A 25,232-nucleotide genomic window follows, 5' to 3' on the forward strand; every position below is an offset into this window, starting at 1 on the left:
CCCACCCCGAGCAACACCCCCCCCCCCCCCCCCCAGAAACCCCCGGGACCCGCCCTTAGACGGGGTATGGCCCCGGCGGGGGGGAGGGGGCCCCCCCCCCCCCGCGGCATGTTGTGGCAACGCGAAGGAGCCGGGCATCCAGCCCGGCTCCTTCGCGTCCTGGGAGCGGCGATCAGGTCGCCGCACTCCTCGACGCGCACCGCTCCCTGAGCTCCGTCTTGAGTACCTTCCCGCTCGCGTTCCGCGGCAGTTCCGGCACGAACTCCACCTCCCGCGGCACCTTGTAGTTCGCCATCTCCCTGCGCGACCAGGCGATGAGGTCGTCCGCCGTCAGTGTCGAGTCCGGCCGCCGCACCGCGTACGCCTTGCCGACCTCGCCGAGGCGGCCGTCCGGGACGCCGATGACGGCGACGTCCGCGATGTCCGGGTGCAGGCCGAGGAGTTGTTCGATCTCCGCCGGGTACGCGTTGAAGCCGCCGACGATGAACATGTCCTTGATCCGGTCGGTGATCCGGAGATTGCCGGCCGCGTCCAGGACGCCCACGTCGCCCGTGCGGAGCCAGCCGTCCGCGTCGAGGACCTCGGACGTCTCGTCCGGGTCCTCGAAGTAGCCCTGCATGACGTTGTGGCCGCGGACCAGGACCTCGCCGGGTTCGCCGGGGGCGGCCAGGACGCGGACCTCGGTGTCGGGGATGGCGCGGCCCGAGGTGGACGCGATCGTCGAGGGGGCGTCGCCGCGGCGGCACATGGTGACGATGCCGGACGCCTCGGAGAGGCCGTACGCCGTGAGGACCGTGGCTATGTGGAGTTCGTTGCGGAGGCGCTCCACGAGCTGGAGCGGGACGACGGCGGCACCGGTGACGACGAGCCGGAGCGCGGAGAGATCGTGGGTGTCGCGTGCCGGGTGGTCCAGGAGGGACTGGTGGAGGGTCGGCGGGCCGGGGAGGACGGAGATGCGTTCGGCCGCGATGTTCGCGAGCACCGTGTCCACGTTGAACACCGGCTGCGGCACCATCGTCGCGCCCCGCATCAGGCACGCGATGATGCCCGCCTTGTAGCCGAAGGTGTGGAAGAAGGGGTTCACGATCAGGTAGCGGTCGCCCTCCCGGAGGCCCGCCAGGTCGGACCAGATCGCGTAGCAGCGCAGGGTCTGGGCGTGTGTGATCATCGCGCCCTTGGGAGCGCCCGTCGTACCCGAGGTGAAGATGATGTCGGAGAGTGCGGACGAGGCCACGGAGTCGGCACGGGAGCGCACCTCGTCGGCGGTGACGGTGTCGCCGCCCGCCAGGAAGTCCTTCCACGTCCGGTAGTCCTCGGGCGCGCTGTCCCCCAGCACCACCACCTGCTCCAGATGCGGAAGCTCCACCTCCGCGCGTCGCAGCGACGCCACGTACGACGTCCCCAGGAACGTGCCCGTGATGAAGAGCAGTCTGGCGCGGGAGCGTTCCAGGACGTACGCCGCTTCCGTGCCCTTGAAGCGGGTGTTCAGCGGGACGAGCACGGCGCCCGCAGACACCGCACCGAGTGCGGAGACGATCCAGTCGAGGGTGTTCGGCGCCCAGACGGCGACGCGGTCGCCCGGCTCGACGCCTGCGGCCATGCAGGCCGCGGCCGCGCGTTCGACACGTTCGCCGAGCTCGGCGTACGAGACGCGCGTACGGCCCTCGACGACGGCTTCCCGCTCCCCGTACCGTTCCGCGGCACTCCGTACCAGCCTCGGGATGGAGCCCCACTCCAGGTCGCCGCGCATCGCTGAACCTCCCGCCGTCCGTCCCCGCCGCAGTAGCTGACTGTCCGTCAGATTAGCTGTACGCTCGCCCCCATGGCGAGCCTCAAGAGCCTCAAGGACGCGACCGCGATAGCCGGGATAGGACAGACCCCCTTCGCGAAACATCTCCCCGAATCCGAGAAGACCCTGGCCTGCCGGGCCATCCTCGCCGCGCTCGACGACGCGGGTCTGGCACCCGCCGAGGTCGACGGCTTCGCCTCGTACACGATGGAGGAGACCGACGAGGTCGAGGTGGCCAAGGCCATCGGTGCGGGCGATGTCACCTTCTTCAGCAAGGTGGGATACGGCGGCGGCGGCTCGTGCGCCACCCTCGCCCATCTCGCCGCCGCCATCGCGACCGGTCAGGCGAGTGTGGGGGTCGCCTGGCGGTCGCGCAAACGCGGCTCCGGGCCGAGGCCCTGGAAGAACACCGCCGTTCAGCTGCCCACCCCCGGCCAGTGGACCCGGCCCTCCGGGCTGCTGCGCCCCGCCGACGAGATCGGCATGCTGGCGCGGCGCTACATGCACGAGTACGGCGCCACCCGCGACCACCTCTTCAACGTCGCCCTGGCCTGCCGGAACCGCGCCAACCAGAACCCGGCCGCCATGATGTACGAGCGGCCGCTGACCCGCGAGATGTACATGACCTCCCGCTGGATCAGCGAGCCCCTCTGCCTCTTCGACAACTGCCTGGAGACGGACGGGGCGCTGGCCTGCGTGCTGGTCTCCGCCGAGCGGGCCCGGGACCTGCGCCACAAGCCGGTGTACGTGCACTCCGTCGCCCAGGGCCTGCCCGCCCAGCACCACGGCATGGTCAACTACTGGAACGACGACCCGCTCACCGGTCCCGCCTGGACGGCCGCCCGGCAGCTGTGGAAGTCCGCCGACTTCGGGCCGCAGGACATCGACGTCGCCCAGATCTACGACGCGTTCACCCCGCTCATCCCGCTGTCGCTCGAAGGCTACGGCTTCTGCGGAAGGGGCGAAGGAGCCGCGTTCACCGAAGGGGGCGCGCTGGAGATCGGCGGCCGGCTGCCCCTCAACACCGGTGGCGGCGGGCTCAGCGAGGCGTACGTCCACGGCTTCAACCTCATCAACGAGGGTGTGAAGCAGCTGCGCGGCACGAGCACCGCGCAGGTGCCCGATGCCGCGACCTGTCTCGTCACGGCGGGCGAAGGCGTTCCCACATCGGCCGTACTGCTCAGGAGTTGAGATGCTGACACCGGTTGTCGACGAGGACGGCGCCCCCTTCTGGGAGTACGCCGCCCAGCGGGAGCTGCGCATACAGGCCTGCACCGGCTGTGGCGAACTGCGGTTTCCGCCCCGCCCCTGCTGCCCGCACTGCCAGTCGTTCGACAGCGAGTGGCGCCGGATGAGCGGACGTGGCCGGATCTGGTCGTACGTACTCCCGCATCCGCCGCTGCTGCCGGCGTACGCCGAGCAGGCCCCGTACAACGCGGTCGTCGTCGAGCTCGCCGAAGCCCCGCGCATCAGGCTCGTCGGGAATGTGGTGGCTGCCCCCGACGCGCCGCTGAACTCGGTCGATCCGGCGCGGCTGCGTATCGGGGCTGCCGTGAGGGTGGCTTTCACCGAGCTCGGGGACGGCGGCCCGACCGTGCCGCGCTGGCTGCTGGAGCGCTCATGAGCGCACCCCGCACACCCGGCACACCCGGCGTACCTGGTGCACCCGACGCACCCCGTGTACCCGGCGCACCCGGCATCCGCGTCGAGCGGGACAAGGAGACCGGCGTCGCCGTCGTCACCCTCGACCGGCCCGCCAGGCACAACGCCGTCGACCTCGCCGCGGCTACGGAACTCTCCGCCGCGTGGCGGGAGTTCCGCTTCGACGACACCGTACGGGCCGTCGTCGTCACCGGCGCCGGCGGGAAGGCGTTCTGCACGGGCATCGACCGGACCGTGGAGGTGCCGCAGCCGTCGTCGCCGTACTCGATCGACGATCCGCTGATCGCGATCGGCCCGAAGACCAACGACCTGTGGAAACCGGTGATCGCGGCGGTGCGCGGGCTTGCCTGCGGCGGGGCGTTCTACCTGCTGGGTGAGGCGGAGTTCGTGATCGCGGCCGAGGACGCGCAATTCTTCGATCCGCATACGACGTACGGCATGGTCAGCGCGTACGAGTCGGTCCACATGGCGATGCGGATGCCGTTCGGGGAGGTGGCCCGGATGGCGCTGATGGGCACGGCCGAGCGGGTCTCGGCCCGGCGCGCGTACGAGACCGGGCTGGTCAGTGAGGTGACGCCGCCCGGCGAAGAGGTCGCTGCCGCGGTGCGGTGCGCGACGGTGATCGCGTCGTATCCGACGGAGGCGGTGCAGGGGACGGTACGGGCGGTCTGGTCGGCGAAGGAGGCGGCGCGCTCACAGGCGCTCGCGCACGCGCCGCAGCTGATCACGCTCGGCAATCTGCCGCCGGAGCGCCAGGCGGAGCTGTTCTCCGCCCGCCGTCCGGACTTCCGGGTGCGCTGACGCCCGCTGCCGCGAGGCGAGCACGCCGTGCGTACCCGGTCCGGTCCGGGCCGGGTACGCACGGGGGAGCGAAGCGGCGTTACGACGCGACGGTGCGGCTGACCTTGGTGAGCCGGCACTTGCCGCCGCTGCCGTCGCCCGAGGTGGGGACGTAGGAGGCGGCGACGTCGAGGGTGTCGGTGGTGCCGGGGCCGACCCACGGGATGGTGGAGTTGCTCTCCCGCACCAGAGTGCCCTGGGGGTCGGTGAACCGGACACTGAACTTGTAGTCGTAGCGCTCGGAGTCGCTCTTGTTGGTCGCACTGACCCGGGCGACCATGCCGCGCGACGGGTCGAAGACGCAGGACTCGATCTTGACGTCGTCCTCGGCGCGACCCTTGGCCTTGCTGCCTCCGCTGCTGCTGCCGGTGATCGAGCCCGAGCTGGAGCTGCTGCTGGAGTCGCCCGTGGTGGAGCCGGTCGACGAACTGCCGTCGTAGTCGCCGCTGGTGGAGCCGCTGCTGCTGGAACCGCCACTGCTGCTGGAGGAAGAGGACGAGTGCGAGCCGCTGGAACAGCCGCCGCCGTGGGAGCCGCGGGCTCCGGTGAGAGCGACGACGGCGATGCCGAAGACGGCGACAGCGCGGACATGACGAATCTTCACTTTGCAACCCCCGTTGAAAGTGTGGGAAGACGAAGCCCGACTTGACGGGCGCACGTCACCCTAACAGTGCTGCGAGACCGCTCAGAACTCCACGCTGACGTCGCTGATCAGGCACTCACCGACCCGCGAGGTGAGACGCAGGGTCGCGGCGGGCTTGTCGTTCCTGGACGTGGACGTGGACTTGGCGCCGGTACGGCCACACGCCGGCGAAACCTCGCCGCCCCCTTTGGCAAACTTGATGAACGCGCGACAATTTAGCAGTCGCGAACCACGACCCGCGGGCGTACCGTCTGCCCCGAGAGGAGGCCGGCCATGGTCCGCAATGTCGTCGGCTCGGTCATCGCTCTCGCCGGAGCGACGGCCGCCGTCTGGAGCCCCTTCCGTGCTTGGTACGGCGGCCGTCACGGCAGCGACTACCGGATTCAGGATCTGTTCGGGGGGATCACCGACGCGTCGGCGGGATCGGCCACGGCGTCGATCCTGCTGCCGTTCGCATTCGCCGCACTGGTGACCCTGGTCGGGGTGGTGCTGCGGTCGCGGATGCTGGTGGCGCTGGCCGGGCTCATCGTCCTCGGCTTCGTCGTCCTGTGGACGGTGCGCCAGGGGCAGGCCGCCGGCAGCATCACGGTCGGCGGTACCGGCCCCGCTCTCGGTGACGGTGTCGCGGCCGCGTTCGGCGGCGGCGTCCTCCTGCTGCTGGCCGCGGTGGTGATGAGCGGACGCGCCCCGAGGGTCGAATGGGTCGAGGAGCCCGAGCCCGCGTACCCGTCGCCGGCCGACGAGGCGCCTTACTACAGCCGGGCGCCGGCGCCCGATGACACCCGGCCGCTGCCGACGTACCCATCCGACCCCTCGGCCCCGCGCCGCCCGCGCCCCGACCCGTACGGAGCAGGCCCCGGCCAGGATCCGTTCCGCGACGAGTGGCGGCAGCCGTAGGACGCCTGCGGGGAGCCCACGCGGCGGAGCCGCACTGTGGATGCTGCCCCGCCTCGCCCCTTCCCGGCTGTGTCGATGTGCGGCTCCGCCGCGTGGGGGCGAGCCCCACCCCGTACGGCCTTCGGCCGTGTCCTCAATCTCCCCCGGAGCTTCGCCTGGGGGGGATCCCCGGACGGGCTCATTTCGAGCCCCGCCCCGTCGCCGTTCCCTTGACCGCGTCGAGCGCGTACACACAGCGGTCCTTGGAACAGGCGTACACGACGCCGCCCCGCGCGACCGGGGAGCCGGTGATCTCGCCGCCGGTCGCGAGCTTCCAGCGGAGCTGCCCGCCGCTCGCGTCCAGCGTGTACAGCACATGGTCGGCGGAGCCGAAGTGCACCCGGCCATCGGCGACGACCGGCGCGCCGATGACCTCGCCACCCGCGGCGAACCGCCACTTGGGCGTGCCGGTGACCGCGTCCAGCGTGTAGAGCGCGCTGCCGCTGCCGACATGGACGTTGCCGTCGGCGACGAGGACCGGCTCGATCGACTGGCGGGACTCGGTGGCGATGCGCCAGCGGTCCTTGCCGGTCGTGGCGTCGATCGCGTACACCGTGCCGAGATAGTCCGCGAGATAGACCCCGCCACCGGTCACGGCGGGCCCGGGCACGTAGGCCGGCGGGGAGAGGAAGACCGCGGGCGCCTCGAAGTGCCAGCGCACCTGGCCGCTCGCGGTGTCCACGCACAGGACGCGGGTGCCGGCCGCGACGTACGTACAGCCGTCGGGCGCCTGCGTCACCCGGACGGGCACACCGCCGCAGGACGCGGCGTCGCCCACGGGATACGACCAGCGCTCCGAGCCGGTCCGGGCGTCGAGGGCCTGGAGCCGGGCGTTGCGCCATACGTACACGGTGTCGTCGAACAGCGCGGGCCCGGCCTCGGGGGTCTCGAAGTCGGTCTGCGCTCCGGTGAGCTCCCACAGCTTCTCGCCGCTGGAGGCCTCCCGGCCCTGGACGCCGCCGCCCCGGGTGCCGGTGACGACCGTGCCACGGGCGGCCTTGAGGGAGTACACCCAGGCGTCGGTCTGCAGCCGCCACCGCTCGCTGCCGTCCGCCGCGTCCAGCGCGTAGAGCGTCGGCCCGTCGGAGCCGTGGATACGGCCGCCCGCGACGGCCATCGCCCAGGCGACGTCGCGGGTCTTGAACTGGCGGCGGCCGGTGCCCACGTCCAGGGCGTGGACCTCGAAGGAGGTGACGTACAGGAGGTCCCCGTCGACGACCGGGGTGCCCCAGACGTCGTTCGACATCCGGAACCGCCACGGCCGCCAGCGCGCCGGGCCGCCGTCCGGGGACGGCGTCGGCGCGGGGACGGGCTGGGACGCGGGGGCGGGCACGGCGCTGGTGGCGGCCTCGCCGCCGGGCGGGCGGACCCAGCCGGTGGCAGGACCGGCGTCCACGCCGACGGCACTGCGCCCCGCCGCCACACGCGGGCCGGGACCGATCGGGACCTTGGCTCCGGCCAGCCGTACGGGGCCGTCGGGCACGGGCTGCGCGCCCGGGCCGGGTGCAGGGCGGGCGTGTCCGGTACGGGGGTCGTTGCCGCCGCGCCAGGCCGCGTCCCAGTCGGCGCGGTCGGAGGCACGGTCAGGAACGCGGTCGGGCCGGGGCGGCACGGGAGGCGGCTCCGGCGCACGCGCACCAGCACCGGCACCCGCGCCACCGCCGCTCGACGGGCGGCCGCCGCGGCGCTGCTCGATCATCGACACGGCCCTGCCCGGCAGCCACGCCGACGCCGTACCGCTGTCGTCACTGCCGGACGAGAACAGGTGCGGCGCGAGCTGCGCCTGCAGATCCTCCGGAGAGGGCCGCAGCCCCGCCTCCATCTGCATGCAGGACTCGATCAGCGGCCGCAGCTCGTCGGGCAGCCCCGCCAGGTCCGGGCCCTCGCGCAGCAGCATGAAGACCGTCTCCACGGGGTTCGCACCGTGGAAGGGGGCGTGCCCGGTCGCCGCGAAGACCAGTGTCGAACCGAGCGAGAAGACATCACTCGCGCCGGTCACGCTCCGCGAGTCGCGGGCCTGCTCGGGCGACATGTAGGCGGGGGTGCCAACGGCGACGTTCGTCATGGTCAGACGGGTGTTGGAGACGCCCGACGCGATGCCGAAGTCGATCACGCGCGGCCCGTCCTCGACGACGAGGACGTTCGACGGCTTCAGGTCGCGGTGGACGAGGCCCGCGCTGTGGATGGACTGCAGCGCCTCGGCGATACCGGCCGCGAGCCAGCGCACCGCCTGGGCCGGCATGGGCCCGCACTCATTCACTATTTCTTCGAGGGAGGGCGCGGGAACATAGGCGGTGGCGAGCCACGGCACGGCGGCGCGCGGATCGGCGTCCACGACGGCCGCGGTGTAGAAGCCGGAGACCGCCCGGGCGGCCTCCACCTCGCGCGTGAAACGGACGCGGAACAGCTGGTCCTCGGCGAGCTCGGTGCGCACCGTCTTGATAGCCACACGCCGGCCCGACGCCGACCGTGCGAGATAGACCAGCCCCATGCCGCCGGCTCCGAGCCGTCCCAGCACTTCGAAGGGGCCGATCCGCCTCGGGTCATGCTGCGTCAGCTGCTCCACTTCGCCTGCCACCTCCCCGTACGGGCCATGTAGGTACGGCCCCGTCGCCCCTGATTGTTCCTGCCGAAGGCGACGGTTGCGAACCCGGGGGCGTTCCGGGGTGTCTCGGCTCATTTTGGGGTCGGTCCGGTGGCCTCCGGCCCCCGGTCACGGCCCTGCGTCAGGCCTCGGGTTCGGCCTCCGGCCCCGTCTCGGGCCTGGTCTCCGGCTTGGTCTCCGGCCCGGTGTCCTGCTTGGTCTGCTGCTCGGCCCCGGGCCGGGCCTCCGGCTCGGCCAGGACCGCGAAGGACGCGCCCTGGTTGTCGGTGACGACGGACATCCGTCCGTAGGGGATGTCGAAGGGCGGTGCCGTGACCCGGCCGCCGAGGCGGGTCACCGTCTCCACGGCGGCGTCGCAGTCCCCGACGGAGAAGTAGATGAGGAAATGGCCGGGCATCTCGGCCGGGAACGCATCGGTGATCACGCTTCGACCGCCGATCGCCGTCTCCTCGCCGGCCTCCGTCCCGGCGGGCGACCACATCAGATAGTCGACGGCGTCATCAGGCAGCGGGGTGCCCTGGAAGCCGAAGACCTCCTCGTAGAAGCGGTCGACCTGCTCCTTCTCCCTCGTATAGACCTCGGTCCAGCAGAACGAGCCTGGCTTGCCCTGGACCTCGAAGCCGGACCGCTCGCCCTTCTGCCAGAGCCCGAAGACCGCGCCGCCGGGGTCCGCGGCAAGTGCCATCGTGCCGAAGCGGCCCACCGGCACCGGGGCCGTGATCACCTGGCCGCCGGCGTCCCTGATCTTCGCCGCGGTCCTGACGGCGTCGTCGGTGGCGAAGTAGATGCCCCAGGTGGTGGGCATGCGGCCGTCGCGCTTGGGGACGAGGGCGGCCACGCGCTTCCCGTCGAGGAAGGCCTCGGTGTAGTGGCCGTACCGCTCAGCTGTGTCCTCTTCGTACGTGCCGTACGTCCAGCCGAAGAGCTCGGCGTAGAAACGCTTGCCCGCCTCGAGGTCGGGCAGCTGGGCGTCCACCCAGCACGGCATGCCCTCCGTGAATGCGGCCATGGCCTGATCCCTTCCTCAGCGCAGCGCATGGAGCACAGCGCGTGAAGCCCGGCATGTGAAGCACAGTCTGTGACGCCTGTCACAGTCAAGCGGAACGTGGTGCGCGCTGCACGCAGAGAAGTGCTTTTCGTTGAGTTGTCCACCGAAGTTATCCACAGGCTGTTGATAACACTATTAGCCCACACGGGGTCCCACCCCATTTGCAGTCGGCCGAATCGCGCGCCGATCACCCCTCGGTAAGCTGACGGCATGACAGGACAAGTACGCACCGTCGACGGCCGGGTTGCCGGTCGACGCGGCCAGGCGACGCGGCAGAAGCTGCTCGACTGCCTCAGCGAGATGCTCAGCTCCTCGCCGTACCGGGACGTCAAGGTCATCGACGTGGCCCGGAAGGCGGGGACTTCGCCCGCGACCTTCTACCAGTACTTCCCGGACGTCGAGGGCGCGGTCCTCGAGATCGCGGAGGAAATGGCCACCGAGGGCGCCGGGTTGACCGATCTGGTGTCCGGCCGCTCCTGGGTCGGCAAGGCCGGCTGGCAGACCGCGGAGCAGCTCGTCGAGGGATTCCTCGACTTCTGGCGCAAGCACGACGCGATTCTGCGCGTGGTGGACCTCGGCGCGGCCGAGGGCGACAAGCGCTTCTACAAGATCCGCATGAAAATCCTGAACTCGGTCACCAACTCCCTCACCGACGCCGTGAAGGAGCTCCAGTCCAAGGGCAAGGTCGACAAGGACGTGAGCCCGGCGGCGATGGCGGGCTCTCTGGTCGCGATGCTGGCGTCGGTCGCGTCGCACCAGAAGGGCTTCCAGACCTGGGGCGTCAAACAGGCCGAACTGAAGCCGAACCTGGCGCTGTTGGTGCATCTGGGCATCACGGGCAAGAAGCCCGTGAAGTAACGGGTCGGGCGCGAACACGGGCGCGCCCGCGCCACGTCCTGTCACGCCGGCGGACGGCTCACGAGGGTGACCGTCCGTCGGCGTTCCCGTGTCCCGGGCACCTGGGGGCCTGCCCGGCGGATCTTCCTGGGCACCTGGGCCCTGTCCGGGGACTGTCCAGGGGCCTGTCCGGCCTAGGCCTTGTCGCGGCGCGTGAGCCGGAAGAGCCGGATCTCCCGCTCCACCCGCGCCTGGTACGTCGCGTACGGCGGCCAGAACGCCAGCACCGCCCGCCAGGCCGCCTCCCGCTCCGCGCCGGCGAGAAGTTCCGCACGGACAGGGACGTCCTCGCCCTTCCAGCTGACCTCCGCCTCGGGATGCTTCAGCAGATTGCCCGTCCAGGCCGGATGGCCGGGCCGGCCGAAGTTCGAGCCGATCAGGATCCAGGTACCGGTCCGCTCCTCCGGCATACAGGCCAGTGGCGTACGGCGCGGCAGCCCGGATCTCGCTCCCCGGGCGGTGAGGACGACCCCCGGCAGCATCTGCGCGCTGAGCAGCACCTTTCCACGGGTGAGCCGGTGGACGGCGCGGTCCATGGCCGGGATGAAGTGCGGGGCGATCTTCGCGAAGACCCGGGTGGAGGACACCTTCTGCATCATGCGGAATCCGGGAGGCATCAGACGCCGACCACCTCTCGGCCGCCGGGCGCGAACAGCCCCGCCGCCTCCGCCGCGCGGTCCCGCAGCCGGTGGACCGGGCCGAAGAGCAGCTCGTCGGACGCGGCCCGCTTGAAGAACAGATGCGCCTCGTGTTCCCAGGTGAAGCCGATGCCGCCGTGCAGCTGGATCGCCTCACCGGTGACGACCCGCAGTGCCTCGAGGCACTGGGCGAGGGCCAGCCCGCCCTCCGACGGGTCCCAGGCCGCGTAGTACGCCGCGGAACGGGCCGACTGGACGCGTACGTACAGATCGGCGAGACGGTGCTTGACCGCCTGGAACGAGCCGATGGGCCGGCCGAACTGCTCGCGGTCCTTGACGTAGGCAACGGTCCGGTCCAGGGCGGAGGCGGCCGCGCCGACGGCTTCGGCGGCGAGCAGCACGGCGGCGGTGCGTCCGGTGGCTGCGAGCGCGGCGCGGACGGCCACGCCGTCGCCGTCAGCGGCACTGGCACTGGCACTGGCACGGGCACCGGCACCGGCACCGGCACCGGCACCGATGCGATCGCCATGACCGTCGTCGCCGCCGAGCAACTCCGCGCGGGCGTCCCGGAGTTCGACACGGGCCTGCGGCCGGGTCTCGTCGAGGGCGGTCCAGCGGGTGCGCCGCAGCCCGTCCGCGTCCGGCGTACGGACCAGGAAGAGCAGCGTGCGGCCGCGCGCGAAGCCGCCGGTGTGCGCGGCGACGAGGAGCAGCCCCGCGCTGTGTCCGTCCAGGACCTGCGCGGCCTCCCCGTACAGCAGCCACCCGCCGTCGCCGGCGGGCCTCGCCTGCACACCGCCGGCCCGGCCACCCCCGGCCCACGCACCGTCCGCGTTGTCACCGGTGAGGGCGAGCGCGGTGGCGAGGCTGCCGCCGGGCACCGCGAGGGTGGCGGTGAGCGAGCCGTCCGCGAGTCGCGGCAGGAGCGCCGAACGCTGCGCGTCCGTGCCGAGCGCACCGATCAGCGGGGCCACGAGCCCGGCCGTCGCGAACAGCGGCGACGGTACAAGCGCCCGCCCGAGCTCTTCGCACGCCGGCGCGAGCTCCGCGGTCCCGCACCCGACACCCCCGTACGCCTCGGGCACCGCCAGCCCGGGCAGCCCGAGCTCGGCCGACAGCCGCGCCCACAGCCCCGGGTCGTACCCGGGTCCGTCGCCGGCGGAGCCGGCCGCGGTACGCTCCGGCGGCCCGGGCGGCGCTCCCCGGGACAACGCCGCACGCAGCGTGGCGCGGATCTCGGTCTGCTCGGGCGTGAAGGCGGCGTCCATGGATGGCTCCCTCGTCATCTGACGGGCCGTCATGTTAAGCGGGAGAGCCCCAGATGCCCAGAGCCCGGCGCGCACCACCGGGACGCACCACCGGGACGCACCGCGGCCGTCAGCAGACGTCGCCGGGCCCGGCGCCCTGGGTCGCCTTCAACAGATCCCGCACGAGATCGAAGTCGACCCTCTCGACCCGGCGGAAGCGCAGGCACCCCTTGCCCATGTCCTGGTCGGCAAGCCGCCCTTCGAACGCCTCCCTGACGTCCGCACGCATCAGGTAGAAGGAGATGTACTGCTTCTGGTCGGCGAAGGCGATCTCGGGCTCGCCGCCCGCACGGCGGTAGGCGGGCATGCCGTACGCCATCACCTCTTCGTAGCTCCGGAGCTCGGTACGGCACAGCTCGCGGATGCGGACGAGCGCGGTCAGCCGGTCGGGCTGCGCCACCTCCGCGAGATAGCCGTCGACGTCTGCGGCAGAGGATCGGACCATGCCACGAGCGTACCTCCGGGCATCCGAATCTGATGTACCGTCAGATTCATGCCCACCACTCAGCGCAGCCCTCGCAAGGTCGCCATCGTCGGCATATCCCTCTCGGACTGCGGCCGCGTCGACGGCCCCACTCCCTACGCCCTGCACGGCCAGGCCGCCCGTCGCGCCCTCGCCGACTCCGGGCTCGACCGCTCGGTCGTCGACGGCCTCGCCTCGGCCGGCCTCGGCACGTTCGCCCCTGTCGAGGTGGCCGAATACCTGGGACTCAGGCCCCGGTGGGTGGATTCCACCGCCGTCGGCGGCGCCACCTGGGAGGTCATGGCCGCGCACGCCGCGGACGCCATAGCCGCGGGCCACGCCAACGCCGTCCTGCTCGTGTACGGCTCGACGGCCCGCGCCGACATCCGCGCCGGGCGCCGCACCTCCAACCTCTCCTTCGGCGCGCGCGGGCCGCTGCAGTTCGAGGCGCCGTACGGGCACACCCTGATCGCCAAGTACGCGATGGCCGCCCGCCGCCATATGCACGAGTACGGCACGACGGCGGCGCAGCTCGCCGAGGTCGCCGTCCAGGCGCGGGCGAACGCCTCGCACAACCCCGACGCGATGTTCCGCGACCCGGTCACGGTGGACGACGTGCTCGCGGGGCCGATGATCGCCGACCCGTTCACCAAGCTGCACTGCTGCATCCGCAGCGACGGCGGCTGTGCGGTGCTGCTGGCGGCCGAGGAGTACGTACCGGAGACGGCGAAGGCCCCGGTGTGGATTCTCGGCACGGGCGAACACGTCTCGCACACCACGATGTCGGAGTGGGAGGACTTCACGGTCTCCCCCGCCGCCGTCTCGGGGCGGCTGGCGTTCGAGCGGGCGGGGGTCCGGCCGCAGGACATCGACATCGCCGAGATCTACGACGCGTTCACGTACATGACGCTCGTGACCCTGGAGGACCTCGGCTTCTGCGCGAAGGGCGAGGGCGGGGCGTTCGTCGAGAAGGGGCGGCTACGGCTGGACGGGGAGCTGCCGGTGAACACGGACGGCGGGGGCCTGGCCGCCTGCCATCCGGGGATGCGGGGGCTGTTCCTGTTGGTGGAGGCGGTGCGGCAGCTGCGCGGCGAGGCGGGCGGACATCAGGTGCGACGGGCGGACGGAAGCGTTCCGGAGCTGGCGGTGGCGTCGGGCACGGGGGGCTGGTTCTGCTCGTCGGGGACGGTGGTGCTGGGCCGCTGATCCACGGCCCCCCAAGAATCCATACAAGCGTCATAGACAAGCGTGTAGGACATCCGTATAGTCGAGGCATCGGCAGGCGGCACCGCGGTGGCGCCGCCCCCACCCCCAACCCAACGGGAGTCCCGATGCACGCGAACCTGGTCAACAAGACGGTCCTGATCTCCGGCGCCTCCGTCGCGGGCCCCGCCCTCGCCCTCTGGCTGCACCGCTACGGCTTCGCCCCGACCGTCGTCGAGCGCGCGCCCGAACTGCGCACCGGGGGCTACAAGGTGGACCTGCGCGGCATCTCGATCGACGTGTGCGAGCGGATGGGCATCCTCGACGACATACGCCGCAACTCCACGGACATGGCCGGCGGCTCGTACGTCGACGGCGCAGGCCGCACCATCGCCGAGCTGCCCGCCGAGATCTTCGGCGGCCGCACCGAGGGCGACGACGAGATCATGCGCGGCGAACTGGCGCGGATCATGTACGAGAAGACCCGCGACGACGTCGAGTACGTCTTCGGCGACTCGATCGCCGCCCTCGACGAGGACGCGGACGGCGTCACCGTCACCTTCGAGTCCGGCACGGTCCGCCGCTTCGACCTCGTCGTCGGCGCCGACGGACTGCACTCGAACACCCGGCGGCTCGTCTTCGGGGACGAGAAGCAGTTCACGCGCCACCTCGGCGCCTACATCTCGATCTTCACCGCACCCAACGACCTGCGGCTCGACCGCTGGGAGACGTACCACGCGCTGCCCGGGAAGCTGGTGTGCGCATACAGCTCCAGCGGCGAGACGTCCGCGAAGAACTTCCTCGTCTTCCGCTCGCCCGAGCTCGCGTACGACCACCGCGACGCCGAGCGGCAGAAGCAGTTGCTCGCCGAGGCCTTCGCCGGCGACGGGTGGGAGATCCCGCGGATGCTGCAGAACGCCCGGGCCGCCGACGACTTCTACTTCGACTCCCTCACGCTGATCGAGATGGACCGCTGGTCGAAGGGGCGCGTCGTGCTGCTCGGCGACGCCGCGCACTGCGCGTCGCCCGCCTCGGGGCAGGGCACGGGCCTGGCGCTGACCGGGGCGTACGTCCTGGCCGGCGAGCTGGCGGCGGCGCGCGGCGACCACACGGTCGCGTACGAGAACTACGAGCGGGTGATGCGGCCGGGCATCGAGATGAACCAGCGGTTCGCGGAGCGGTTCGCCAAGGAGATGACGGTCGCCTCGCGCCGGGGCATCGCGATGCGGCTGTGGATGCTCCGCATCCTGCCGCGCACACCGTGGAAGAACCTCGTCGCGAAGAAGATCCGCGAGGACATCCAGAAGGCTGCCCGGGCGGTCCCGGTCGAGGACTACACGGCGTACGTCGCCGCGCGGGTCTGACCCGGCGTACGTCGCCGCGCGGGTCTGACCCGGCGTACGACCCGAGCAGGTCCTACCCGGCGTACGAAACCACGGGGTCCGGACCGGCGTACGGCCCCGGGCGGAGCCGGCTCTGGCCGAAACCGAACACGCCGCCCGGGCGGAGCGCGAAACGCCGCGCACCCGTACGGCACAGTGGAGGAACGATCTCGTTGCCGTGCGAGACCGTGTGAAACCGTGCGCGATCGCGCTCGATCCCGCTCGATCTCGCTCGATCCCGCTCGACCTGTGAAGGAGACTCCCGTGGCCCTGACCCGTGAAGAGCGTGAGCAGTTCCTGGCGCAGCCCCATGTCGCGGCGTTCGCGGTGGACGGCGGAGCGGGGCGAGGGCCCCTCACCGTGCCGATCTGGTACCAGTACGAGCCGGGCGGCGAGGTGTGGATCCTGACCGGCCTCGACTCCCGGAAGCACCAGCTGATCAGCGCGGCAGGACGCTTCTCGCTGCTGGTCGACCGCCTCGAACCCACCATCCGGTACGTCTCCGTCGAGGGCCCGGTGACCCGGACGGCTCCCGGGACCCGCGAACTGCTCCGGGAGATGTCGGCGCGCTACCTCCCGGCGGAGAAGGTCGACGGCTACCTCGAGTTCGCCGAGAAGGCCCACGGCGAGCAGGTGGTGATCCACATGCGTCCGGAGAAGTGGCTGTCGGCGGAACTGGGCCAGGTGTGAGGATCGGCGCATGACACACGCGCCCGACGACGCCGACGAGTTCCACGAGCTGCTCAGGTCCCTGCGGGTCTGGGACACCGAGCTGCCCTCCTTCTCGCCCGACAGCGCCCCCGCCGAGCCGTTGCCGCTCTTCCGCCGGTGGTTCGCCGAGGCCGCGGCGGCCGGCCAGCCCGAGCCGCACACGATGAACCTCGCCACCGTCGACGAGGACGGCCGCCCCGACGTCCGGACGCTGATGCTGCACGACGCGGACGACCGCGGCTGGCACTTCGCCTCGCACGCCACCAGCACCAAGGGCCGCCAGCTCGCCGCCCACCCCGAAGCCGCGCTCGGCTTCTACTGGTCCGCGCAGGGCCGCCAGGTCCGGGTGCGCGGACGGGTGGTGCCGGGCACTCCGGAGGAGGCGTACACCGATCTGCACGCGCGATCGACGGGCGCGCTGGCCTCCGCGCTGGTCGGCCGTCAGAGCGAAGTGCTCGGCTCGTACGAGGAGTTGGTGCGGGCGAGCGAGGCGGCCTGGGAGCGTGCGACCGCCGAGCCGGACGCGACGGCGAAGACGTGGACGGTGTACGTCCTCGACCCGTACGAGGTCGAGTTCTTCCAGGGCGACGCACGCAGGCGGCACGTGCGGCTGCGGTACCGGCGCGAGGGCGAGGGCCAGGACGTCGGCTGGGTGCGCGAGCTGCTCTGGCCGTAGCTCCGCAGCCCAACTGAGCAAGACGGGCCGGGGCCCGTCGCGGCTGTCCGACTCCAGGACCAACTGCGGCCCCGGTCCGTCCCCCCAAGGTCTGACGAATCCCGGACCCTTCGAGGGATTCGCCCCAACTGCTGTGCACGAAAGGGTTGGTGCGCCCACTCGCACTGATCCGAAAGGGCCTTCCCCACGTGCGCATGAGACGAATAGCCCCCCTCCTGGCGGTGAGCGCCGTCGCCACCCTGATTCCGGTCCTCGCCCCTGCGACAGCTTCCGCCGCCCCGAACCCCGGGACCGCGCCGAACCTGCCGAAGGCGCCGAACTCCCTCAAGCAGTACCTCGAACAGAAGCCCCGGTGGCACCGCTGCGACAGCGGATCCCCGGCCGGCTACCAGTGCGCCACGATCAAGGTGCCGCTCGACTACAACCGCCCCGGCGGCAAGAAGATCGACATCGCGATGTCGCGGATGCGGACGAGCAGCGCCGCAGAGCGCCGCGGGGTGCTGCTGCTCAACCCGGGCGGACCGGGTGGTGAGGGTCTCGCCATGCCGCTGATCATGGCGACCGAGCTGCCCGCGTCCGTGCGGAAGACGTACGACCTCATCGGCTTCGATCCGCGCGGTGTCGGCAAGAGTTCCCCCGTCAGCTGCGGTCTGAGCGAAGACGAGCGGAACTGGGAGCGGCCCTACAAGGCGGCGGCGTTCGCCAAGGACGTGAAGTGGGCCCGGACGGTCGCCGAGAAGTGCGCCGCCAGGAACGGCGACAAGCTGAGTCACATCACCACCCGCAACACGGCCCGCGACATGGACGTGATCCGGGCCGTGCTGGGCGAGAAGAAGATCTCCTACCTCGGCTACTCCTACGGCACCTATCTCGGAGCCGTCTACACCCAGATGTTCCCCCGGCGCGCCGACCGGTTCGTGCTGGACAGCGCCGTCGACCCGCAGCGGATCTGGCGCGGAATGATCCAGGTGTGGGCCGAGGGTGCCGAGCCCGCGTTCGCGCGGTGGACCGAGTGGACCGCCCAGCGGCACGCGACGTACAAGCTGGGCAAGACTCCGGGTGCGGTCCGCAAGACCTTCTGGGACCTGGTGGCCCAGGCCGACCGCAAGCCCATCGAGTTCGACGGAATGTCCCTCACCGGCGACGACATCCGCGCCGGGCGCGCCGGCTTCTTCAGCGTGCGCGAGGCCGCGGAGAAGGTCGCCGAGCTGAAGAAGGCCGCCGCGGGCAAGCCGTCGGCTCTCACCCGTGAGTCCACGGCACCCGAGCGCCCGGCGCCGTCGGCCTTCGGCCCGGCCGTGCCCTCGGACAACGGCGAGGCCGCCTTCTGGTCCGTCCTCTGCTCCGACACCCGCGCCTGGCCGCGCGACCCCGAGCAGTACCGCCGCGACGCGATCCGGGACAAGGCGAAGTACCCGCTGTACGGCGACTTCGCGTCCAACATCATGCCGTGCGCGTTCTGGAAGAAGAGCGGCAGCGAGCCCGCCACCACGATCGACAACAAGACGGGTGTGCTCGTCCTGCAGAACGAGTGGGACTCCCAGACTCCGCTGTCCAGCGGACTCGGCCTGCACCGGGCCCTGAAGGGCTCGCGGATGGTCACCGTCGCCGGCGGTGAGGGCCACGGCATCTACGGCAACAAGTCGTGCGCCGACAAGCCGGCGACCGCCTATCTGACCACCGGCAAGCTCCCGTCGAAGGACGTGACCTGCCAGGCCGCGGCCGGACAGGAGAGGGACGCGAGCCGGCTTCCGGTGCCCACGCCCCGGGGCATCCCTGGGATGGCCGGCCGCTTCTGATCCTGGTCCTGATCCTGGTTCTGATCCCGGTACAGCTGGGGTGACGTGAGTGGACGTGGGGCTTCCGCAGAGCGGGAGCCCCACGTCGCGACGCGAGGGCGACGGCTGAGTCCGCAACGACCCCGCGGTCTACTTCCCGCCCTTATCGGCGAGGGCGTACGCGACAAGGCTGCGACCCTGCGTCACATGCACGACGTGCGGGTCGCGTTCGGGACCTCCGGCAGTACGAGGTCCGCGACGACCGCGGCGTGGTCGGAGGGCCAGATCCCGTCGACGGGCCCGTCGCCCGCGCGGCGGACGGAGCGGACGTGGCCGATTCCGCCGGGGCCCGGCGGCCCGACGTGGATGTGGTCGATACGGGCGCTCGGCCCGAAGCCGGCGGCGACATAGGGGTTGGCCGCATCCCAGGTGGGCGGGGGCGTCGTCGCCGGCTCCGCGTACTCCCAGGCGTCGAAGAGCACGAGGCCGGGTACGGCGGGTGCGGTCTTGTAGCCGCCGAGGAGCCGGATCTCGTCGGAGTCCGGGAAGGCGTTGAAGTCGCCGGTGACCACGGGAGGGAACGCGGTCCCTTGCGAGTGACCGGCGACGAAGCGGGCGAGGGTCTCGACCTGCCGGCAGCGCACGGCCGACGCATGGGCCACGGAGGTCAGGTGGGCGGTGAAGAACGGCACCTGGTGGTGCGGGGCGTCCAAACGCGCGTACAGCCCCAGCCGTCCGTCGTCGATGTCCTCGGGCGCCGGCAGCCGCACCACGTCCTGGTCCACGACGGGCCACCGGCTGAGCACGGCGTTGCCGATGTCGACCGTCGCGTCCCCGATCCGCCGCCGCCACCGCTGCGGGGCGGGCGAGGCCGCCCAGGTCCAGTGCAGGCCCAGCTCGTCCGCGAGCCACCGCGCCAGGTTCTCCCCGTCGTCCGCCCACACTTCCTGCAGGCCGACGACATCGGGCCGCAGCTCGCGCAGCACGGCCAGGATCGCCTTGCTGCGTGCTTCCCACGGGCCGAACCGCCACCACACGTTCCACGTCACCACGTGCATGGTCCGCATCCTCGCCGTCGGCGGCCTCGCTGTCACCGGTGCCTGGCGATGCCACCTTCCGCCGTCCGGCGGCGGCTCAGCTCCGGCGCGTAGTCCGGCAGGTCGATCACACTGGTGACCTTCTTGCCCTCCCTGAGCATCCAGTTGAGGAAGAAGCGGCGGCTCAGCATCCAGTTGCGCAGCCGCAGAGCGGTCGTGCTGCCGGGGGCGAGGAACGGGCCCGTGCGGTCGCCGCCCTTCTGGCAGCCCTCCGCGTAGCCGCGGATGAGGCTCTCGTACCGGGTGAAGGCGGTGGTGTGGTCGCCGCTGTGGTCGCCGCCCGCGCGGGCGAGCTCTCCGGCGAGTACGTAGGCGGCCACGATGCCCGTCCCCGAGCCCATGCCACCGATGGTGGCGCCGCAGGCGGCGTCGCCGACCAGGGCGATGCGGCCCGTGGACCAGGTCGGGACGTCGGCCCGGCTGATCGAGTCGAAGTAGAGGTCCGGGGCGTCCTTCAGGGATGCGAGGAGTCGCGGCACATCCCAGCCGAGTCCGGCGAAGGCGTCCGCGATCAGCGCCTTCTGCTGCTCCTGGTCGTGGCGGTCGTACGTCAGCTCGTCGGAGGCGAACACGAAGAAGGCGCCGGCCCGTTCGGGGTGGCGGTTGTCGGTGCCGACGGACGCGAGGCGCCCGGGTGCGTTGTAGCCGACGGAGCCTTCGCCGAAGCCGGCTCCGAGGTAGTTGGGCAGGCTCCAGCAGGCGGCGTAGTGGCCGAGGTGGCTGACGTACTTCTCCTCGGGCCCGAAGGCGAGGCGGCGGACGTTCGAGTGGAGCCCGTCGGCGCCGATGACGAGGTCGAACTCGCGGGGCGCGCCGTGCCGGAAGGCGACCCGTACGCCGGCACCGGTCTCGTCGAGCGCGGTGATCGTGTCCCCGAAGACGTACTCGGCGTACGGGAGGCTGTGCCGGTGGAGCACGCGGGCGAGGTCACCGCGCAGGACTTCGAGGTCGCCGCCCGCGAAATCGCCGGGCAGGAGCAGCTGCCGCTTCCCCCGCTCGTCGACGAAGAGCATCGGGCTGCCTCCGGTCCGGATCCGGCACAGCTCGTCGAGTACGCCCATGCGCTCCAGCACCGTGAGGTGTGTGTCACCGCGGAAGTCGACGGCCTGGCCGCCCTCGCGGAGGGCGGGGGCGAGCTCGACGACGGTGACCTCGAAGCCGTAGCGGCCGAGCCAGTACGCGAGCGCGGGACCGGCGATGCTCGCACCCGAGATCAGGACTTTCCTGTCCATTCTTTCCCACTCCCCTAGAACTGTGTCCATCGGAAACTGTTTCTTGCTGTGTACGGTAGACACAGTTTTTGCGCCTGGCAAGAGCGAAAGGCTGGAGAGCGAGCCATGACCGACCGTCCGAACGAGCTGATGCGACTCCTCTGGGGCCTGCATCCACAGCCCAAGCGGGGCCCGAAGCCGGCGCTGAGCCTGGACCGCATCGCGCGGGCGGGCATCGGGATCGCGGACACCGAGGGGCTCGCGGCTCTGTCGATGCAGCGGGTGGCGGAGCTGCTCGGCTTCACGAAGATGTCGCTCTACCGGTACGTGCCCGGCAAGGCGGAGCTCGTGGCACTGATGGTGGAGACCGCGATCGACGAGGCCCCGGCCGGGTCAGCGGCGCCGACCGCGGGAGCCGCACGGTTCAAGGCCGCCGCACAGGCCGAGGCAGGCGCACCGGCCGACTGGCGGACAGGTCTCGCGGACTGGTCCCGCCGCCTGGTCGCGGTCTTCCAGCGCCACCCCTGGCTGCTCGACGCCACGGTCGGCCCGCGGCTCATGGGCCCGAAGGAGCTGGCCTGGATGGAACAGGCCCTCACCGCCCTGGACGACACCGGCCTCACCGGAGGCGAGCGGATGGACGCGGTGGTCCTGCTCACCAGCCACGTCCGCGGCATTGCCCAACAGGCCCGCGCGGCCGGCCCCTCCGGCAGTCCCGAGGCCGAACTGGCCGCCGCGCTGGGCACGGTGATGCGCGACCACGGCGACCGCTACCCGGCGCTGCTGTCCGCGATGCGGTCGGCGGCCGAGTCGGGCGGCCAGGACCAGGCCCTGGAGTTCGGCCTGGAACGCATCCTGGACGGGCTGGGGGCGCTCATCGAACGACGCGCGGCATAGGGCCTGGGACAGGCCCTGGCGCATGATGGCTCCCATGACGGGGTGGAGAGAAGAGTTCGCCGGACTGATGCGGCGCGCCGGGCTGGAGATCGTGGGCGACTGGCCCCGGGACGAGAACGTACTGCCGCCGCGGGCCGCGTGGCAGCCGGTCGCCGCTGTGAGTACCGAACCGACCGCCACCGTGCGGGAGGACCACCCCGACCCGGTCGCCGAGATCAACGCGCAGTGGCACCGGCTCGCGACCGAGTACGGAGTGATCGATGAGGACGGTGTGTTCCTCATCAATGCCGCCGGCTCTTGCTGCGGGCCATGGGTGCGGGTACGGCTCGGCGAGCAGTGGGACCTCGCCGGGGTGCTCGGGGACCGGCCGGGGCAGCCGGAGTTCCTCACCGTCTCGACCGACGGGGACGCGCTGCTGGGGGTGACGTCCGAGGAGTACGAGATCTGGCTCATCGCCGTGGACCGGATCAAGGAGCGCCAGGAACAGGCCGCGCAGGAGGCGGCGCGGGAGACACCGGAGGAGCGGGAGGCCGCCTGGGAGTGGCTGTTCCGGGGGCCCGCACCCACGAGGCGGGTGCGCGGGACGTGGCTGGAGTGGCTGGAATGCAACCGTGCCGCACCCGACGACGTGCTGCTGCGGCTGCTCGTCATGGAGCCGGGGTTCCTCTGGGGCAGTGATCTGCCGGCTCCGGTGGTCGAAGCGGCCGTCTCCCACCCGGACGTCAACGTACGGGGACGTCTGGTGGAGAGGCGCGTGGCCATGACCGCGGAACAGTGGACGCGGCTGGTCCTCGGCGAGCCGCGCCCTGCGCACCGGGTCCTCCTCGCCGGGGAGGCCGCCGACAGAGGCGCGCAGCTGACCGACGACGGGTACGAGCAGCTCGCCACGAGCCCCGACGCCCGCCTCCGCGCCGAGGCGGCCCGTTTCCCTGAGCTGCCGCAGCGGCTGCTGACCTCACTCGTCGCGGACGAAGACCCGCGCGTGCGCGCCTCGGCCGCCCCGCACGCCTGGCCCCGTCTGGGCGCCGCGGCACGGGAGGCACTGCTCGCCGACCCCGACGGCGGCGTGCGCGTACGGTACGACTGCTGGACGATCCCCGGGAGAGCGTGCGGTGGGCCGCGGCCCGGCACCCCCGGCTGCCCGCGCAGGTGCTGGTCCGGCTGCTACGGGACCCGGAGACCGCGCGCAACGCGGTCGGCAACCCGGCGCTGCCCGTCGCGGTCATGCACCGGATGATCGACGCCTGGTGAACACCGGCACCGCAGTCGCGCCCTCGCTCTCATCCTCTCCCCCGCCCCCGACCCCGCCCCCGACCTCGCCCTCGCCCTCGCCCTCGCCCTCGCCCTCGCGCCGGAAGGTCACCTGCAGCTCCATCCCGATGCGCAGGTCCGCCTCCGCGCACTCCACGATCTCTGTCATCATGCGCGGGCCCTCGGCAAGATCGACGACGGCCGCCGTGTAGGGCGTGCGGGCGCCGAACGGCGGGAGGTCGTTGCGGTGGACGACGGACCAGGTGTAGAGCGTGGCGCGGCCGCTCGCCCGCTCCCAGGTGACGTCCTCGCTCCAGCAGTACGGGCAGAACTCGCGCGGATAGTGGTGAGCCCGCCCGCACCCGCCGCAGCGACGGATCAGCAGATGGCCTCCGGCCGCCGCGTCCCAGTAGGGCCGCGTGAAGTCGTCGATGCCGGGCGTCGCCGCGGTCATCAGAACAGACCGATCGCGTGGTCGAGGGACCAGGTCTGCCAGGACATGGCGAAGAGGGCGACGAGCGAGATCAGCGCCATCATCGCGTTCTGCCCCTGCTCGGCCCAGTCGTGGATCATCAGGACCAGGTAGAGGAGGTTGAGGAGCAGGCCGCCGACGAGGGCGACCGGGGTGAGGAAGCCGGCGATCAGGCCGAGGCCGAGGGCGAGCTCGGCGTAGACCACGACGTACGCCATGGTCTTCGGGCGGGGCGCCACGACCGTGTCGAAGCCGGATCGCACCAGTTCCCACCGGTGCTTGGCGGCGACGTCGGCCGCCCAGGCGATGCCGGTGCCGCGTTCGAACCAGCCCTTCTTGTCCTTGTGCCGCCAGCTCTCCAGCCACCACAGGCCGAGGCCGATGCGGAGGACGGCAAGCCATTCGGCACCGGTGAGCCAGACGGTCTGCATTCCGGGCCCCTCCCCTCGCGTCTCCCACTCTCATCTGACGGTACGTCAGTTCACCGGATGGAACATCGGAAGCGCAAGAGGTAGCCCACCGTGACCGATTCGCAACAGCACCCCGTTACGCTCAGCACCCATGCCCGACCACAGACCCATGGCTCTCACGAACGACCGCCCCGTGTACGTCATCGGCGCAGGTCCCGGCGGCCTCGCCGTCGCGGCCGCGCTGCGGAGGCGGGGCGTACGGGCCGTCGTCCTGGAGAAGTCGGAGTCCGTCGGGGCGTCCTGGCGCGGACACTACGACCGGCTGCGGCTGCACACGACCCGGCGGCTGTCGGCACTGCCGGGGCTCGCCATACCCCGGAAGTCCGGACGGTGGGTGGCCCGGGACGATGTGATCCGCTACCTGGAGAAGTACGCGGAGTTCCACGAGCTGGAGCTGATCACCGGGGTGGAGGTCTCCCGGATCGAGCCCGTCGGCACCGACTGGGTGCTGCACGCGAGCGGCGGGCGCCGGCTCACCGGGCGGGCCGTCGTCGTGGCCACCGGCTACAACCACACCCCGCGCATACCGGACTGGCCGGGCCGGGACACGTACCCGGGCGAGCTGCTGCACGCCTCCGCGTACCGCGATCCGGCTCCGTACGCGGGCAAGGACGTCCTGGTCGTCGGCGTCGGCAACACGGGTGCCGAGATCGCCGTCGACCTCGTGGCGGGCGGCGCGGCGCGGGTACGGCTGGCCGTGCGCACCGTCCCGCACATCGTGCGCCGCTCCACGGCGGGCTGGCCCGCCCAGCGCACCGGGATCCTGGTGCGCCGCCTCCCGGTCCGGCTGGTCGACAAGGCGGGCGACCTCATGTGCCGGATATCCGTGCCCGATCTGTCGGCGCACGGGCTGCCCCGACCGGACACGGGGCTCTACTCCCGGGTCCGCCAGGGGGCCATCCCGGTCCAGGACGTCGGCCTGATCGACGCGGTGCGGGCGGGCCGGGTGGAACCGGTCGCCGCGGTCGACTCCTTCGACGACGGCAAAGTGGTCCTGGCGGACGGCTCGCACCTCGCCCCGGACGCGGTGATCGCGGCCACCGGCTACGACCGCGCCCTGGAACCCCTGGTGGGTCACCTCGGCGTCCTGGACGGCCGGGGCCGCCCGACGGTCCACGGGGCCCGCACCCCGCGCGAGACCCCGGGCCTGTACTTCACGGGCTTCACCAATCCGATCAGCGGCATGTTCCGCGAAATGGCGCTGGACGCAAGGAAGATCGCCAAGGCCCTGGCGCGCTGAAGCCACCGAGCACAGG

The 25,232-nt window shown here is 71.8% G+C and carries 24 protein-coding genes; 13 read left to right on the forward strand and 11 right to left on the reverse strand.

Annotation, left to right across the window (positions count from 1 at the left end):
• Window positions 1-172: 172 nt before the first annotated feature.
• Window positions 173-1,750 (reverse strand): FadD3 family acyl-CoA ligase, encoded by a 1,578-nt coding sequence (locus AC0699_RS30430; RefSeq protein ID WP_478666764.1) that lies wholly within the window; start codon window positions 1,748-1,750, stop codon window positions 173-175.
• Window positions 1,751-1,822: 72 nt separating this feature from the next.
• On the opposite strand from AC0699_RS30430, the gene AC0699_RS30435 reads away from it, so the two are divergent.
• From AC0699_RS30435 to AC0699_RS30445, 3 genes are read left to right on the forward strand one after another with little or no spacing between them, the layout of a single operon-like run.
• The gene (locus AC0699_RS30435) at window positions 1,823-2,980 is read left to right on the forward strand and encodes a lipid-transfer protein (protein ID WP_478666768.1); all 1,158 of its coding nucleotides are present in this window, start codon (window positions 1,823-1,825) and stop codon (window positions 2,978-2,980) included.
• Window position 2,981: 1 nt separating this feature from the next.
• Complete coding sequence (locus AC0699_RS30440; protein ID WP_478666772.1) at window positions 2,982-3,413, forward strand: Zn-ribbon domain-containing OB-fold protein; 432 nt, start codon at window positions 2,982-2,984, stop codon at window positions 3,411-3,413.
• Window positions 3,410-4,252, forward strand: a complete 843-nt coding sequence (locus tag AC0699_RS30445; RefSeq protein WP_478666775.1) for an enoyl-CoA hydratase/isomerase family protein — start codon at window positions 3,410-3,412, stop codon at window positions 4,250-4,252. The genes AC0699_RS30440 and AC0699_RS30445 overlap by 4 nt, the downstream gene beginning before the upstream one ends.
• 79 nt (window positions 4,253-4,331) lie before the next feature.
• Here the strand turns inward: AC0699_RS30445 and AC0699_RS30450 are convergent, their stop codons facing one another.
• Complete coding sequence (locus AC0699_RS30450; protein WP_478666780.1) at window positions 4,332-4,895, reverse strand: hypothetical protein; 564 nt, start codon at window positions 4,893-4,895, stop codon at window positions 4,332-4,334.
• Window positions 4,896-5,207: 312 nt separating this feature from the next.
• On the opposite strand from AC0699_RS30450, the gene AC0699_RS30455 reads away from it, so the two are divergent.
• Window positions 5,208-5,831: a hypothetical protein gene (locus AC0699_RS30455; RefSeq protein ID WP_478666783.1), complete on the forward strand. Its 624-nt coding sequence runs from the start codon at window positions 5,208-5,210 to the stop codon at window positions 5,829-5,831.
• A gap of 178 nt (window positions 5,832-6,009) precedes the next feature.
• On the opposite strand, the gene afsK is transcribed toward AC0699_RS30455, so the two are convergent.
• Window positions 6,010-8,436, reverse strand: a complete 2,427-nt coding sequence (gene afsK, locus AC0699_RS30460) for a protein serine/threonine kinase AfsK (RefSeq protein ID WP_478666786.1) — start codon at window positions 8,434-8,436, stop codon at window positions 6,010-6,012.
• 160 nt (window positions 8,437-8,596) lie between these two features.
• A complete protein-coding gene (gene kbpA, locus AC0699_RS30465; RefSeq protein WP_478666789.1) occupies window positions 8,597-9,484 on the reverse strand; it encodes an AfsK-binding protein KbpA in 888 nt (295 codons plus the stop codon).
• A gap of 249 nt (window positions 9,485-9,733) precedes the next feature.
• On the opposite strand from kbpA, the gene AC0699_RS30470 reads away from it, so the two are divergent.
• Window positions 9,734-10,381, forward strand: a complete 648-nt coding sequence (locus AC0699_RS30470; protein WP_453664246.1) for a TetR family transcriptional regulator — start codon at window positions 9,734-9,736, stop codon at window positions 10,379-10,381.
• Window positions 10,382-10,554: 173 nt separating this feature from the next.
• Here the strand turns inward: AC0699_RS30470 and AC0699_RS30475 are convergent, their stop codons facing one another.
• From AC0699_RS30475 to AC0699_RS30485, 3 genes are all read right to left on the reverse strand, one after another.
• Window positions 10,555-11,037 (reverse strand): nitroreductase family deazaflavin-dependent oxidoreductase, encoded by a 483-nt coding sequence (locus AC0699_RS30475; protein WP_453664244.1) that lies wholly within the window; start codon window positions 11,035-11,037, stop codon window positions 10,555-10,557.
• Window positions 11,037-12,326, reverse strand: a complete 1,290-nt coding sequence (locus tag AC0699_RS30480; RefSeq protein ID WP_478666794.1) for an acyl-CoA dehydrogenase family protein — start codon at window positions 12,324-12,326, stop codon at window positions 11,037-11,039. Before AC0699_RS30480 ends, AC0699_RS30475 begins: the two co-directional genes overlap by 1 nt.
• Before the next feature lie 109 nt (window positions 12,327-12,435).
• A complete protein-coding gene (locus tag AC0699_RS30485; RefSeq protein ID WP_478666798.1) occupies window positions 12,436-12,810 on the reverse strand; it encodes an iron chaperone in 375 nt (124 codons plus the stop codon).
• Between the two features lie 48 nt (window positions 12,811-12,858).
• Here AC0699_RS30485 and AC0699_RS30490 point away from each other — a divergent pair, with 48 nt between their 5' ends.
• The 5 genes from AC0699_RS30490 to AC0699_RS30510 all read left to right on the forward strand — a co-directional run bounded on the left by AC0699_RS30490 (window position 12,859) and on the right by AC0699_RS30510 (window position 18,599).
• On the forward strand, window positions 12,859-14,034 hold the full coding sequence (locus AC0699_RS30490; protein WP_478666801.1) for a thiolase C-terminal domain-containing protein: 1,176 nt from the start codon (window positions 12,859-12,861) through the stop codon (window positions 14,032-14,034).
• Between the two features lie 125 nt (window positions 14,035-14,159).
• Window positions 14,160-15,395 carry an FAD-dependent monooxygenase gene (locus AC0699_RS30495; protein ID WP_478666804.1) on the forward strand — a complete coding sequence of 412 codons (1,236 nt, stop codon included), beginning with the start codon at window positions 14,160-14,162 and terminating at the stop codon, window positions 15,393-15,395.
• Window positions 15,396-15,677: 282 nt separating this feature from the next.
• Entirely contained in the window at window positions 15,678-16,103 is a 426-nt protein-coding gene (locus tag AC0699_RS30500; protein WP_478666807.1) for a pyridoxamine 5'-phosphate oxidase family protein, read from the forward strand.
• Between the two features lie 10 nt (window positions 16,104-16,113).
• The gene (locus tag AC0699_RS30505) at window positions 16,114-16,800 is read left to right on the forward strand and encodes a pyridoxine/pyridoxamine 5'-phosphate oxidase (RefSeq protein ID WP_478666809.1); all 687 of its coding nucleotides are present in this window, start codon (window positions 16,114-16,116) and stop codon (window positions 16,798-16,800) included.
• Window positions 16,801-16,994: 194 nt separating this feature from the next.
• On the forward strand, window positions 16,995-18,599 hold the full coding sequence (locus AC0699_RS30510; protein ID WP_478666810.1) for an alpha/beta hydrolase: 1,605 nt from the start codon (window positions 16,995-16,997) through the stop codon (window positions 18,597-18,599).
• A 182-nt stretch (window positions 18,600-18,781) separates the two neighbouring features.
• On the opposite strand, the gene AC0699_RS30515 is transcribed toward AC0699_RS30510, so the two are convergent.
• Window positions 18,782-19,636 (reverse strand): endonuclease/exonuclease/phosphatase family protein, encoded by an 855-nt coding sequence (locus AC0699_RS30515; RefSeq protein ID WP_478666812.1) that lies wholly within the window; start codon window positions 19,634-19,636, stop codon window positions 18,782-18,784.
• Window positions 19,637-19,668: 32 nt separating this feature from the next.
• A complete protein-coding gene (locus AC0699_RS30520) occupies window positions 19,669-20,907 on the reverse strand; it encodes an FAD-dependent monooxygenase (protein WP_478666816.1) in 1,239 nt (412 codons plus the stop codon).
• A gap of 105 nt (window positions 20,908-21,012) precedes the next feature.
• Between AC0699_RS30520 and AC0699_RS30525 the strand changes: the two genes are divergently transcribed.
• Both AC0699_RS30525 and AC0699_RS30530 read left to right on the forward strand, forming a co-directional pair.
• Window positions 21,013-21,783, forward strand: coding sequence for a TetR/AcrR family transcriptional regulator (locus AC0699_RS30525; protein ID WP_478666819.1), 771 nt, complete (start codon window positions 21,013-21,015; stop codon window positions 21,781-21,783).
• Between the two features lie 1,107 nt (window positions 21,784-22,890).
• On the forward strand, window positions 22,891-23,034 hold the full coding sequence (locus tag AC0699_RS30530) for a hypothetical protein (protein WP_478666822.1): 144 nt from the start codon (window positions 22,891-22,893) through the stop codon (window positions 23,032-23,034).
• Here AC0699_RS30530 and AC0699_RS30535 read toward each other — a convergent pair.
• Together AC0699_RS30535 and AC0699_RS30540 are read right to left on the reverse strand one after the other, a co-directional pair.
• Window positions 23,006-23,488 (reverse strand): Zn-ribbon domain-containing OB-fold protein, encoded by a 483-nt coding sequence (locus tag AC0699_RS30535; protein WP_478666827.1) that lies wholly within the window; start codon window positions 23,486-23,488, stop codon window positions 23,006-23,008. The two genes, AC0699_RS30530 and AC0699_RS30535, sit on opposite strands and share 29 nt — an antisense overlap.
• On the reverse strand, window positions 23,488-23,937 hold the full coding sequence (locus AC0699_RS30540; protein WP_478666828.1) for a DoxX family protein: 450 nt from the start codon (window positions 23,935-23,937) through the stop codon (window positions 23,488-23,490). Before AC0699_RS30540 ends, AC0699_RS30535 begins: the two co-directional genes overlap by 1 nt.
• 130 nt (window positions 23,938-24,067) lie before the next feature.
• Between AC0699_RS30540 and AC0699_RS30545 the strand changes: the two genes are divergently transcribed.
• The gene (locus tag AC0699_RS30545; protein ID WP_478666832.1) at window positions 24,068-25,216 is read left to right on the forward strand and encodes a flavin-containing monooxygenase; all 1,149 of its coding nucleotides are present in this window, start codon (window positions 24,068-24,070) and stop codon (window positions 25,214-25,216) included.
• Window positions 25,217-25,232 lie beyond the last annotated feature (16 nt).

This window comes from Streptomyces sp. NPDC043870 (genome assembly GCF_056435785.1).